9 protein-coding genes are annotated in these 13,816 nt (G+C 54.6%); 5 read left to right on the top strand and 4 right to left on the bottom strand.

The window, feature by feature from the left end; all coding sequences use genetic code 11:
* Positions 1-150: 150 nt before the first annotated feature.
* Positions 151-2,076: a 1-deoxy-D-xylulose-5-phosphate synthase gene (dxs, locus tag IOB61_RS02615; RefSeq protein ID WP_290811750.1), complete on the top strand. Its 1,926-nt coding sequence runs from the start codon at positions 151-153 to the stop codon at positions 2,074-2,076.
* 122 nt (positions 2,077-2,198) lie between these two features.
* Positions 2,199-4,199 carry a TIR domain-containing protein gene (locus IOB61_RS02610; protein WP_290811747.1) on the top strand — a complete coding sequence of 667 codons (2,001 nt, stop codon included), beginning with the start codon at positions 2,199-2,201 and terminating at the stop codon, positions 4,197-4,199.
* Between the two features lie 4 nt (positions 4,200-4,203).
* Here IOB61_RS02610 and IOB61_RS02605 read toward each other — a convergent pair whose 3' ends face one another.
* A complete protein-coding gene (locus IOB61_RS02605) occupies positions 4,204-5,286 on the bottom strand; it encodes a serine protease (protein ID WP_290811744.1) in 1,083 nt (360 codons plus the stop codon).
* A gap of 222 nt (positions 5,287-5,508) precedes the next feature.
* Between IOB61_RS02605 and IOB61_RS02600 the strand changes: the two genes are divergently transcribed.
* A complete protein-coding gene (locus IOB61_RS02600) occupies positions 5,509-5,805 on the top strand; it encodes a hypothetical protein (RefSeq protein WP_290811741.1) in 297 nt (98 codons plus the stop codon).
* A 97-nt stretch (positions 5,806-5,902) separates the two neighbouring features.
* On the opposite strand, the gene IOB61_RS02595 is transcribed toward IOB61_RS02600, so the two are convergent.
* On the bottom strand, positions 5,903-6,967 hold the full coding sequence (locus IOB61_RS02595; protein ID WP_290811738.1) for a serine protease: 1,065 nt from the start codon (positions 6,965-6,967) through the stop codon (positions 5,903-5,905).
* A gap of 260 nt (positions 6,968-7,227) precedes the next feature.
* On the opposite strand from IOB61_RS02595, the gene IOB61_RS02590 reads away from it, so the two are divergent.
* Together IOB61_RS02590 and IOB61_RS02585 are read left to right on the top strand one after the other, a co-directional pair.
* Positions 7,228-9,249: a hypothetical protein gene (locus tag IOB61_RS02590; protein ID WP_290811735.1), complete on the top strand. Its 2,022-nt coding sequence runs from the start codon at positions 7,228-7,230 to the stop codon at positions 9,247-9,249.
* A 216-nt stretch (positions 9,250-9,465) separates the two neighbouring features.
* Positions 9,466-9,636: a Flp family type IVb pilin gene (locus tag IOB61_RS02585; RefSeq protein ID WP_085338196.1), complete on the top strand. Its 171-nt coding sequence runs from the start codon at positions 9,466-9,468 to the stop codon at positions 9,634-9,636.
* A gap of 97 nt (positions 9,637-9,733) precedes the next feature.
* Here the strand turns inward: IOB61_RS02585 and IOB61_RS02580 are convergent, their stop codons facing one another.
* Positions 9,734-12,715 (bottom strand): TonB-dependent receptor, encoded by a 2,982-nt coding sequence (locus IOB61_RS02580; RefSeq protein WP_290811728.1) that lies wholly within the window; start codon positions 12,713-12,715, stop codon positions 9,734-9,736.
* 265 nt (positions 12,716-12,980) lie between these two features.
* Entirely contained in the window at positions 12,981-13,682 is a 702-nt protein-coding gene (locus tag IOB61_RS02575; RefSeq protein WP_290811726.1) for a VIT family protein, read from the bottom strand.
* Positions 13,683-13,816: the final 134 nt, after the last annotated feature.

Below are 13,816 nucleotides of genomic sequence, written 5' to 3'. Positions count from 1 at the left end.
CGTATCCTTGGGGCCAATGCAAGCGCATTGGCCCCAATACCCTTATTTTTAGGAATATCCGACGACAAAGCCACAGCCTCGCAAAGCAGGCTCAGCTGATTGCCCTCGCACCATCCAAATTGCCCCTCTCGCCTTAGAAGGAAGCAGGCCATGCGCGAAACCCCGCTCTTGGATAGAATCCACACCCCGGCAGATATGCGGTTCTTGGAACGCGAGGAACTAACCCAATTGGCTGGAGAAGTTCGCGATACGATGATTGATGCAGTCTCGGTCACCGGCGGTCACCTGGGTGCGGGTTTGGGCGTAGTTGAGCTGACTGTTGCGCTTCATCATGTCTTTGATACCCCAAATGATATTCTGATCTGGGACGTTGGCCACCAAGCCTATCCCCACAAGATTCTGACAGGTCGTCGCGACCGCATCCGAACGCTGCGCCAAGCCAATGGCCTTTCGGGTTTCACCAAGCGCAGTGAAAGCGCCTACGACCCCTTTGGTGCAGCCCATGCTGCAACCTCAATTTCTGCAGCGCTCGGCTTCTGTGTTGCGCGCGATCTCAAAGGTGAAGCTAACCATGTCATCGCCGTAATTGGCGATGGATCCATGACTGCCGGCATGGCCTATGAGGCGATGAATATCGCAGCATCCTCCACCAAGCGACTTATCGTGATCTTGAACGATAACGACATGTCGATTGCGCCACCGGTTGGCGCGATGAGCAATTATTTTGCGCGCCTTTTGTCAGGGCGCTCATTTCTATCGCTGCGTAAGGCCGCCAAGAAAATGATCGAAGTGTGGCCTTTGCCTTTAGCAGATGCCGCACGTAAGGCCGATGAATATGCCCGTGGGATGGTTCAAGGCGGCACGTTCTTCGAAGAGCTAGGTTTTCATTACATCGGTGTCGTGGACGGTCATGATCTAGATACGCTTGTCCCAATCTTGCGCAATGCCAGCGAGATTGACCATAAGCCTGTGCTTGTTCATGTTCGCACCCAGAAGGGCAAGGGTTATGCTCCGGCTGAAAGCGCAGCCGACAAATATCATGGCGTTTCAAAATTCAACGTCATCACTGGCGAGCAGCAGAAAGCCCCAGTGGGTCCGCCCTCTTATACCAAAGTCTTCGGCGACTCCTTGGTCCATGAAGCGCGCAAGGATTCCCGCGTCGTGGCCATCACGGCCGCTATGCCAACAGGCACGGGGCTGGATGTGTTTGAGGCCGCTTTCCCAGATCGGATGTTTGATGTTGGGATTGCTGAACAGCATGCGGTGACTTTTGCGGCCGGACTTGCTGCCGATGGCATGAAGCCATTTGCAGCAATCTATTCCACCTTCCTGCAGCGCGGTTATGATCAAGTCGTGCATGATGTGGCTATCCAGAAACTACCCGTACGTTTTGCTATTGATCGCGCCGGTCTCGTCGGTGCGGACGGAGCCACCCACGCAGGTTCGTTTGACATTGGTTTCCTAGGTGCGTTGCCGGGCTTTGTGATGATGGGGGCCGCCGATGAGGTGGAGCTGGCGCGGATGGTTGCAACTTGTGCAGCCTATGATGATGGTCCCAGCGGCGTGCGCTATCCCCGTGGCGAAGCTTTGGGCCTTGCAATCCCGGCGGACCCCGCACCGCTTGAAATCGGCAAGGGCCGAATTGTCCGGGAGGGTACAAAGATTGCACTTTTATCCTTTGGGGCTCGATTGAGTGACACCTTGCGCGCCGCAGATCGTCTCAATGCCATGGGTTTATCGACGACGGTGGCAGATGCCCGCTTTGCCAAGCCAATTGACGAGGATCTGGTTCGCCGCCTAGCGCGTGAGCACGAGGTCTTGATTACCATTGAAGAGGGCGCGGTGGGTGGCTTTGGTGCGTTTGTTCTTCACTTCCTCGCCAAAGAAGGGGCGTTGGACAAAGGCTTGCGCATTCGAACTTTAACCTTGCCCGATCGCTTCCAGGATCAAGCAAGCCCAGCGGCGATGATCGCCGAAGCCGGTCTCGATAGTCAGGGGATTCAGGCGGCGGCCTTAGGGGCGCTTGGGCTCGACGAGGCGGCGTTGCATGCTGCTTCGGGCTTAGTCCGTGCTTAAAGTTCAGATGACGTGCCGAGACCACTGGCAAATCGCTTGATTTTGATCCCCTATTTGGCCAAAGGCCTCGACGATCTGCCCAGCTTTCTATAGAGGCTTTAGCGAAAGCATGGGGAATTTGCGTGCCGGACATTTTCCTATCCTATAATCGAGAGGACCAAGCCAAAGCGCGGCTGTTTGCTGATGCTTTTGCGGCTGAAGGCTTCAAAGTTTGGTGGGATACAACGCTCCGTGCCGGTGAGGCCTATGACGAAGTAACGGAGCGGGCGCTTCGCGACGCGGGTGCTGTCGTTGTCTTGTGGTCCAAAAAATCTGTAGTTTCGCGGTGGGTTCGCGCTGAGGCCACGGTCGCGCATCGCCAGAAGACCTTGGTCCCCGCCATGATTGAGGCCTGCGAACGCCCAATCATGTTTGAACTCACCCAAACGGCCGAACTCAGCCATTGGTCAGGTGACCGAGCAGATCCTGCTTGGCGGTCATTCTTGGCCGATGTACGCCAACATTTGGCTGCCCGATCCAGCGGCGACGAGGCAAAGGGGTCTGACGCCCCTCTTCGCGAGGAGCCGAGCATTCAAGAGGTCTATTCGGCTGCAAAGTCGAAGCAAAGCCTCAATCGGCGCACCCTAATTGGCGGTGGCGCGGCGGGCTTAAGTCTTGTCGGCACTGGGTTGATATGGTGGCTAAACCGCCAAGAACAAAGTGGCGGCCTCCCTGGGTCGACGGCACCAGAAGACAATCGTGTCGCGGTGCTGCCCTTCAAGAATCTCAGTGGCGACCCGAAACAGGATTATTTTGCCGATGGACTTTCGGCAGAGGTTCGCGCCGAGCTGGCGCGCAATGCTGCGTTGCAAGTGGCGGCGCAAACATCTTCGTCCGCCTTCAAGGATCGAACGCAGTCCGCAAAAGAAATGGCAGACAAGTTAGGCGTGGCCTATCTGCTTGATGGCAATGCGCGCAAGGCCGATTCCACGGTGCGCGTGAATGCTGAATTGATTGATGGTCGAACTGGTTTCAGCTTGTGGGCGGAAACCTTTGAGCGCCCACTTGATAATGTGTTCGCCGTGCAGAGCGAGATTGCTGCCTCGGTTACCACCGCGCTGGTCGACCGCGTTGCGCGTCAGACCTCTGAAGGCAAGCCGACCAAAGGAACTGGACGGGTCAGTTCTGGCGGCACACAAAATGTTGCCGCCTTCGAGCACAAACTCAAAGGTCGTGCCCTGTTTGAGTCCGCTTTAGGCGGGCAGACAGACCTCGATGCCTTGGCTGAATTTGAGGCTGCCCTCGCCCTTGATCCAAATTATGCCGCCGCTCATGCATGGCGTTCGCGCACGCTTTCGGTATTGTATGGGCAGTCCATGGCATCAACCAAGGCAGAAAAGATGCGCCTCGATGCGATTGAGGCCGCGCGTCGCGCTGTCGCCATCGCCCCCGATTTTGCCGACGGATACTCGGCCTTGGGTTTTAGCCTCTTCAATGTTGGGTTGGACGTTAAAGCTGCAAAGACTGTTTTCGAACAGTCGGTTCAATATGGGCGGGGCGATGGCGATGTCTTGACTGGTTTTGCGGTTTTCTGTGCCCGCACTGGTCGTTTCGATGAGGCGGTTGCCACGATTGCACGCGCGACAACTTTGGACCCCTTAAACCCCACTGTGTTTCGCTCGGCGGGCACAATTGAGCTATTGGCTCGCCGCTACGCGGCAGCGCTTCCGTTCTTTGATCGGGCCTTGAGTATCAACCCAAAAATGAGCGTTGCACCCAGCCTTCGTGGAACAGCTCTCATGCTTCTGGGACGCCAAGGGGAAGCGCGACAGGCTTTTGAAGCCGAGCCAAATCGCGTCTTCGCCCTCCCGGGTCTCGCAATTCTGGATCATCAGGCCGATCAGAAGGCTTCTGCCCAAGCCAATTTTGAAAAACTTGTTCGCGAGGCCGGCGACTCGGGCCTGTACCAGCAGGCACAGGTGCTTGCTATGTGGGGCGAGTTAGATCGTGCCGTGGCCCAATTGCAACGGGCGTACGAGGTCAAGGATGCAGGTCTTGCCAATCTGTATACTGATCCCCTCCTGGAGAAGTTGAAGGGTAATTCAGAGTACCAACGCCTCTTGAAAATTATCGGCTTTGTTTAGGGGCTTATGGGAAGGACCTTTGGTTCTCAGGAAGCCGCTTGGCCGTCCTGATCCACTCAATATGCATGGCGACACGCGTATAGACACCGGGGAACCCTCGAAAGCCGCATCCCTTTCCCCAACTCACAATGCCAACTTGGATCGGCGTCCCTTGCGCATTGACAATGGTCATTGGTCCTCCGCTATCGGCTTGGCAGGCATCTTGGCTCTCCTCACCGGTGCGATCGTTCAACATTTGACTGTCTGGTTCACGCGCACATAAAACCGTTGAATTGATCCGATCGGGCGAGGCAAGCTTCTCAGCACATGGTGCGGTTGGCATGCGCTGCAATTGGACCTTCTGCAAGATTGGGGAGAAGCTATCTTTGTCTCGATAGGATGTCAGTCCCCATCCTGTGACAGTAAAGAGGTGATTTGGCGTCAAAGATGGGCCCGAGGGTAAATCGCCGTGCAGCGTGATGGGCTGAACGCCATAGCGCGACAAGTCCCACTTCAGGAGCCGCTCATCGACAAAATGTAGTAGGGCGATATCGTTGAGCTTTTGGTTCGAATTGTAGCCTGAGTGACGCACGGCCCGGTCAATTCGAAAGTTTACCCCTTCATCCTTGCTGATATCGCGGACACCAAGTCGTACGCGATAGTCGCTCAGATCGAAATTCGCATCTTCAAAACAATGCGCCGCAGTCAAAACCCAGTTGTTACCAATATAGGAGCCCCCGCAGAGGACATGGTCCTTCCAGTTCTGAAAGGGATTCCTGCCCGCTTTGAGATCATAGGTTCGAAAGATCTGCACTTGCCATGGTGCTTCTCCCGGCCCGACGCTTTGCCCCCCAATAATTGTCTCCTCGCACGACTGAAGTGCGCTTTGTCCCGCCCTACACGGTGGAAGGGTTTGGCTTATGCCATCGGGTGGCGGTTCAGCATCCAGCTCTGCACCACCCAAAATCCCTGAACCCGGTTCTGGTTCAGCTGTCGCTTGGGCTTCGGCAGAAATGGGAGAAATGGCGATAACCACGCTGATCAGTGCGGCCGCTAGCAACTGCACGGTCGAAAAGAAGCGTTCGGGATTGGCGGCATTCTGGGTCATGCGAAGGGCTCCACAGGCATTTTTTCGAAATCAGATTAGCCAAGCGATTAGCCATATTTGCCCATTCTGGCGCGGCTGCAACAAAAATCGGACCCATAGGTAAACTAAAGGGAGCAGAGTGGCAGGATGCAAGCCTTAAAAGAGCTAGACTTGCCATTTTCATCATTGCCAAATCTGCGGGTCAGCATAAGCTCAAGCTCCAATTGTTTGGGAGGGTCAGAAATGTTGAAATTGAAACTCATTGCGCTTGCCGCTGTTGCTGGCATTGCTGTGGCTGGTTGCAGCCAACCAAAGGCTACCGAGCCTGCCGCTGATGCAGCGGCCACGAATGAAGTTGCACCTGCGGCTGATGCTGCAGCAGATGCTGCCATGAACGCGACAGATGCCGCCGCCGCGATGCCTACAGAAGGCCTGAATGCTGTCGATGGTGAGACCAATACAGTGGAGGAAACTGTCCCACCGGAAGAAGATCGCGCAAACCCTGACCGTCGCGAACCGGCCAATCCAGACCGCCGTTAGACTTCGGCCTTAAGCCGAAAGAAGGGTGCATAATTGGAAGGCGGGTACGCAGCAGCAATGCAGGTGCCCGCCTTTTATATGTCTGGCTGAATTTGCCTCAGCGCAGTGATGTCACGTGTTGGGGTGCGGCCATGGCCCGCCGGATCCACCCTAAATGAGCCGAGACGCGGGTATAGACACCGGGAACGCCGGGTGTGGCGCAACCTTTGCCCCAGCTTACAATACCCACCTGAACCGCGATCATGCGCCGGCTGTCGAAGTGATAAACCTTCGTGTTTAAGGGGCCGCCGCTATCACCTTGGCACGCATCTCGACCTGGTCCAATGGCGCAAATCACGCTGGCATTGACACGTTCGGGCGCCTTCAAAGCTTGCGCGCAGAACTCGTTCGGCATTCGGTTGAGTTGGAAGCCCAAAAGATACTTCGAATTGCGACCATCTGGGCCTACAGATGTCACACCCCATCCCATCGTGATGAGCTCTTCTTCCGGCTTCAAGCGAGGACCCTCCGGCAGGCTGCCATGCAGCGCGATAGGTTCAATACCAAGCTCGCGAAGTGGTCTTCTGTTCGGGCGCTCGTCAACATAGCGAACCAACGCAATATCATTGAGCTTTGTCTTTGGATCATAGTCCTGGTGGACGATCGCACGATCAATTCGAAACGCGACACCTTCGGGTGCCGATAGGTCTCCAACACCGAGGCGCACGGTAAGGCCATAGCGCCGCATCTCGTCACGCTTTATGCAATGAGCAGCGGTAAGGATCCAGTTTGGCGCAATCAAAGACCCGCCACATAGGTGATTAAGCTCCCATAGGGGATACTTGCGAAGCGTCGCGGCGCTGTATTCTGAAGCTGGGATATTGGTTGAAAGCTGTGCTTGCCACGGCGCTTTATCTTTATCGAGAAAGAAGCCGCCGATGCCTTTATGGGCGCAATATTTTGGTCTCCCGTCGAGGAAATAGATGCACCCTCCCAAAACATCCAAGCGTTCAAAAGGGGCTACTTCTAGATCCTGATCTGCCCCGCCTTGAATCGTTTCGGGTAAAGCGAAGGGCGCATCTGGCTCCGCTGACTGTGCAGCCGCATAGGACCCTATGGCGGACACCGCCAAGCACGCTAAGCGCAACAATCCTATCCAGAGGGGGGAGCTTGTATGCGACATAAAAGTTATCCACCGTGGATCAATTAGCCATAGTGTATCGATCAAGCCGCGCAAAAATCAAGGTGTGAAAGGGCAAATTCGGCCTCATTAAACCCTCGACGAGAGCATAAGGCTCCTGTAACGCTGGCATAGGGATTGTTATTCTAGGTTGGAAGACGACGTGGCGCAGATGGATGTTTTGGAGGTGCGACATTGTCGCCTCGAGAGCCTTTGGGCCGGTAAGGAGAACCGGTTGCATGAAGACCGGCTAGGCGGATTCCATGGCTAACACTGCTCGATTTCCAGCGCCTTCCGCCCCTTCAATCCGACTTTGCTTGGGGGTTACCGGTCACCGCGACGCCAATCCCGCTTTTTCAGTTAATCGAGGTGCCATTGAAGAAGCTTTAGCTGAAGTATTCGATTTGTTTGATTTGGTGGTCGCTGCCGAGCGTGCGGCAAATCCGACAAAGGCCGTTGCTGAAACCCGGATGCATTCCCTGTTGGTTGATGGCCTGGATCAGATTGCTGCACGCCAAGCCAAGGGGCGTAAGTGGGAATTGGTGGCACCATTGCCATTTGGCCGTCGATTGAACACGGCGATCAACGCTCATCCGCTCAATGCCGACGAGGCTCGTTTTCTTCTTTCGGGGAACGGGGTCTGTTCTGCGGCAACGCAAGAGCGGGCTACCGTAATTGACGACCTTGTCGATTCTGCTCGACTCTTTGAGTTGGCCGATCGGGATGCGTTGATCGAGCATCTCTATTTGGCAAAGCTCTCCGCTCCCACGGATGTAAATGCCGCGCAGGCTTATTCTTTTGCGGCTTCTGAGCGTGTTGCTTTGGCTGCTCAGGTGATGATTGAACAATCTGACATTGTTGTTGGTGTCTGGGACGGTGGCAGCACCAGCTTTGTTGGGGGTACCGGACATACCATTGCGCTCGCATTATCAATGGGCACGCCCGTATTGTGGATTGACGCGCGTAACCCGCGTAATTGGCATATTTTGCAAGTGCCAGAGCATTTGGCTGCTTTGCCGCACGTCGTAGGCGAAGCGAGCCAGCCGATGGCCGAATTGCGGGCGCTTGTGGAAACTGTTCTGCGCCCAACGCCTGGCAAGACTATGGCGCATAAAGGGGACCACGAAGAGGGTCTTAAGGCCCTCGATGCCGAAAAATGGCGACCAAAGAGCCAGTTTATATGGCATGGCTATCGCAGGGTTGAGGCCCTCTTCGGCTCAGAGCGAATGCGCGATCGGTTTCGCAATCTGACCATTCATTATGAGAGCCCAGATGCGATTTTGACCGGTAGTGGCCAATCGCAAATTGAGGCGGCCCGCAATCTTCTGCAGCAAGACCCCGGGTTTGTGACAAGGATTTCAACCGATATTCTAAAGCGCCTTGCATGGGCTGATGGCATCTCGTCGCATTTATCCGATGCATATCGCGGCGGGATGGTGTTGAACTTCCTATTTGGAGCTTTTGCCGTGGTAGGGGGAATAGCCTACCTGCCTATTGCGTCGAGTGAGCAAAAGTGGATTTTTGCTGGCTTTGAACTGGTTCTGCTTGCTGGCATTCTCGCAATCACTTGGGTTGGCCAGAAGCGACGGTGGCACAGGCGTTGGTTTGAAACACGCCGTGTTGCCGAATATCTACGCCATGCAACCATCCTCCTAACGCTGGGTGTGGCGCGCCCAAGTGGTCGCTGGCCACGGGGTACCCAAACGTCTTGGCCAGAATGGTACGTACGTCATGGCTTGCGGGATGTTGGCTTGCCGCGCGTAACCATCACGTCGGCTTATCTGCGGACGGCGCTATCTGATCTTGTTCTGCGCCATGTCGCAGCACAAAGTGCCTATCACCGACAGAAGGCAAAGCGCCTGCACAAGACACACCATCGTTTAGACCAATTGTCCGAAGCCCTCTTCACCCTCGCCGTGCTTTCGGTCTCTCTTTATCTTGGCCTAAAGCTGGCTGGATCAACGCATGTGATCGACAAGGAAGTGGCGAGCCATTTCTCAAAACTCTTCACCTTTCTCGGAGTCTTTTTGCCGACCTTTGGCGGTGCCATCGCATCCATTCGCTATTTTGGTGATTTTGAGCGCTTCTCCGCTATTTCAGAAGTTACCGCCGAAAAGCTTGATGTGATTGCCGAGCGGGGAGCGCTTCTATTGGCTGGTCCCGATGACCTCATTTCTTATGCGCATGTCGCCGAACTTGCTCATGCGACAGATGACGTGGTCGTGAATGAGATTGAGAATTGGCAGTCCGTGTTTGGCGGAAAGAATATAACGGTGCCAGTCTAGTTACTAATGGGTTTAATTTGCTGGTAGATACCTATGATAATCTAAAATTATCTGGCCCATTTTAGTGCAGAGCTTTAGTAATACTATGAATGATAAGTTTCAAACTATCAGTTTTACCTGATTTTTATTGTTTTGCTTTAAGTGTGGCCATTGTGGAGACAGGTATCTCGAATAGAAGGCACCGTCTCACGTGCGCATGTCAGAAGGAAAAGTCCGTTGAAAAAGTTTCTGCAAAAGTTTCGGAAGGGCCAATCTGGCGCAACAGCCATTGAATATGGTTTGATCGCCGCATTGATCGCAGTTGTGTTGATCACCTCCTTGGGTCGTCTCGGCAACAATATGAGCCTTCGCTTCAATAGCATCGGCACATCGATCGGCAGCCGCTAAGCCTGACGATAATCATTGGGAACTATATCCCTCAAACAAAAAAACGGGGCCATCAGGCCCCGTTTTCATATCTGCGATTTCAGAAGCAGGTCTGGCTTTAGAATTCATATTCGAGGCTAAGCGTGAACGCGCGGCCGCGTGGATCGGTTACACGTGGGTCCCACGAGCTACCGCTGCCCAAGTCAGAATCATAGCTCAAGGTGAAGGGTGGATCTTCGTTCAACAGGTTCTTGATCCCGCCGGTGATCACCATATTCTTGATCCCGCGATAGGTCACAGTGGTATTGTACCGCGTGTAGCTTTTTACCCGTTGCTGATAATTCGTCGGCACGAAAACACCTGACGCAATGCCCAGATAGTTCGCATTGTCTAGATAGCTCGGGGTAAAGGACTGCGACAAAGTCGCTGACCAGTCACCGCGGGTCAGCGTCACATAGGCATTATGACGCCAAGACAGGGTCAAGTCCTGGAAGCGAGTCCATCTGTCAACTTCATTGGCACCATAGGGTGCTGATGGCAGAAGCTTAGATTGGCGGTTGATAATGTGGGTACCGTCGAGCGCTGCGCTCCACTTCGTGCCCATGATCTCACCGCTATTTCGCAAGCTGATTTCCATACCTTCCATCAAATTGCCGCCAGCGTTCAAGATACGGCGATCGATGGTTATGATTCGGCCCGACACAGGGTCGCGGACGAATTTGTCCTCGAAGTCAGCATAGTTCTGTTGCAATTGCGTGCGGGTCAGGGTTGCAATTGTGCCCGTACGCTCAATCCGCCACCAATCGACCGAAGCCGAAGCATTCTTGGCAAAATTCAAGACAAAGCCAAAGGAAAGATTCTCAGCCTCTTCTGGGCCGAGGCCCAGATTGCCGCCAGTGATTTCACGGACTGGCCCGAGGTCCAAAATGTTTCCGCATCCGGGCAAGGTGGAAACAACCAAGGTTGGGCAGGTTTTGGGATCTACCACTGCTGAGCCCAAGGCCAAGTCGACCGCCGTCACACCATTATAGATTTGGTTGAACGATGGAACGCGGAACCCAGTGCTGTAAGAGCCGCGGAATAACAACATGTCCAATGGCTTATATTTGAATGAGTATTTTGGATTGGTTGTCCGACCAAATCCGTCATATTCGTCAACCCGTCCGGCAATGGTGAATTCAAGGTTCTCGAGGACTGGGAAAACCATTTCGGCAAACACAGCCTTCACATCCCGGCTTACGGCGCTGAGAGCATTGGCATCATCAAACGGGGCGCCCAGAATGTTGGCCCGTTCTGCAGCAACACGACGATCGCCATTGAACTCGTACTCTTCTGTACGGAAGTCGAAGCCAATAGCCGCGTAGGCTTTGCCGCCTGGAAGGTCAAAAATCGGCCCGGACATAGATCCGTCAAATTGGGTGACGGTGAACTTGCCACCAAACAGAGTGACACCGCGAGCAGAGGCTGTTTCGAGTGCCGCAAGAGCGGCGGCAGTTTGCTGTTGGCCGGGCAATAGGAATGGATTGATGACCCCAGAGTTGAACACATTCACGATGCCGTTGTTCCGCTGAACACCATTAACCGTGAGTGCGTTGCGGTAATAATACCCGCTGCCCAAAGTTGATTCCGCTTCACTGGTGGCTTGAGAAGCACCAACGCGATAGTTCCAGTCACCAAATGGCAAGGGCCCATCGGCACCCAAGAAGAAGCGGCTGGTTTTGGTATTGGTGCTGATTTCACGACGTCCGCACTCAATACAGCGCCAGCGCATTGCAATTGGCAGGTTCAGCGCGCGGCGACCAGCCAAAGCCGTATCGGTTGGGAAGGCTGCCACCAGCGCATTTGCGATCCGGTCATAGATTGCCTCATTGACACCTGGAACGCGGAAATAAGCGAAGTTCAATGAGGTTGAGTCAGGGCCGGTGATTGCCGTCGCATTGGGAATGAGCTGAATGTGCGAGAAACGGTTGTCAGCGGTAGCGTCTGAAGCGGTGAATTCACCAACAATCTGATGATTGCCGAGACGATAAACAGCACGGACCAGACCGTTTAAGGTCTCTTGCTCTTGTTGAATGCTGGCTTGCTCCCCAGAATCCCAGGAACAAGCCAAACTTGCCGTTACCGAATTGGTGGGCGAGAACCAAAGCTGTTCCGCATAATCGTCCAAATCTTTAATGGCTGAACAGCCAAGACCACCTGGTAAAGCCAATGGGTTCACACCATTGGTGTAGCGAAGCGTCGTTGACCCTGGGACCAGCGGTGCAGTTGTGGCAGTGCCCCAGAGTGTGCCGTTAGGCGTAAAGGGCGTGGCTGAGGTGGTCGCCAGCGGGAAAATAGTCCCGAATGGCGTTCCGCGTGTGTCGACGGACAGACCACGATTGATTTGGAAAGTGTCGATAAAGTCACGCTCACTAGCCAGCAATTCTTCGTTTTTCCGATAGCTGACGGTTGCCATAATATTGAAGTTTTGGGTCGAGATATCCCCATACCCGCCCAACAATGAGGCTTGATAAATGTTCCCGCCGCCCTGCTCTGTTACATCGGTGAAGACGCGCGCATTCAGGCCTTGGAAATCTGTCCGCGTGATGAAGTTGATAACGCCACCGATGGCATCGGTACCATAAATTGCCGATGCCCCATCTTTCAGAACGTCGATGCGCTGCATGGCGGCAACGGGCAATTGGTTGATATCAACTGCGCCACCATTGATCCCGTGCGCCGCGACGCGACGCCCATTGAGTAGGATCAAAGTCCCCGCCGAGCCTTGGCCGCGCAGGTTTGCAAATGAGCCACCACGAGCGCCACGATTCTCAGTTACGTCAGCGTTGGAAGCTAGGTTGTCGATACCGGCAACGTTGGCTGTCAGATAAGCGATCAATTGCTCGGGGCTGGAGATACCTTCGCGTCTCAGATCGTCTCGGCTAACGATCTGCAAAGGCAGGGCACTCGTTTCGACTTGCCGACGGATGCTAGATCCGGTCACGATAATCGTTTCGACCGGCTTGGCCTCGGCCTCTGGTGTGGTGGCAGCTGTTTGTGCCAACGCGGGGCCGGCTAAGCAGGTCAACAAACCGACCTGTGCCCAGTTGCGAAGTTTCATGGCTCATTCTCCCAAAGCTCAATGCGAAAACATCAAAAGGTATGGGAATCTCGGTCATGACGCAGATGCCAGTGACTGCCGATGCCCCCATCAGAAAGGATATACTAATCTCGTGTTGCGTAGCCGCGCAAGCGCGGCGGTGGGGTCGCGAGGTGCCCAAACGGCTATAAGAAGCTCAACTTCGTCAATGTGATCACGCCGTGTGCACGTTTCTTGAGCATCATTGCCAAAATGACACACATCCGCAGCTGGAAAAAGCGATGCTTTAGATCGCCCCGCCAATCATATGGCCGATTCCTGCGGTCAGCCCCATCGCCAGTGCCCCCCAGAACGTCACGCGCAAAACAGCGGGTAAGGGTTTAGCGCCGCCGGTGGTTGCGCCTAGTCCGCCAAGAACTCCAAGAAAAACAAGTGCGCTAATCGACACAGCCGGTATAATGATCGTCGCTGGAACAAGCATTACGGTTGCCAAGGGCAAGGCTGCTCCAACGCTAAAGGTGGCGGCAGACGTCAAAGCAGCTTGAATGGGCTTGGCGGTGGTGTGTTCGCTAATGCCCAATTCGTCCCGCGTGTGGGCGGCCAACGCATCATGGGCAGTCATTTGGACGGCGACCTGATGCGCAAGGTCCCGTTCGAGACCTCGAGCTATGTAGATTGCCGTCAGTTCGGCAAGTTCGTGATCCGGGGTCTCAAGCAGTTCTTGACGCTCCTTCGAGATATCGGCAGCCTCACTATCGGCTTGCGAGCTAACCGAGACATATTCGCCCGCTGCCATGGACATAGCGCCAGCCACTAAGCCTGCGACACCTGTTAAGAGGATGGAGTCCCGGGCTGCTGCTGCGGCAGCTACACCCACAATAAGACTTGCAGTTGATACAATGCCATCATTGGCACCCAGAACGGCGGCGCGAAGCCAGCCAATGCGAGCAATGGCGTGGCGTTCGGTATGTCCATGATGTCGGGGCATGGGGCTTTATTCCTTTATCAAGAAATCGTGAGCTGGTTATTTGCGCCAATTCCGAAGCCGCGTCGAGCAATCACAACCGTAATCGGCGCGGCATTTAGTCCTAGGCCTCGTGTGGGCTTCAATCTCACCAGAAA

Origin of the sequence: Aquidulcibacter sp. (genome assembly GCF_020253525.1) — a bacterium.
Lineage (GTDB): Bacteria > Pseudomonadota > Alphaproteobacteria > Caulobacterales > Aquidulcibacteraceae > Aquidulcibacter.
This window is presented reverse-complemented; position numbering and strand designations above follow the sequence as displayed.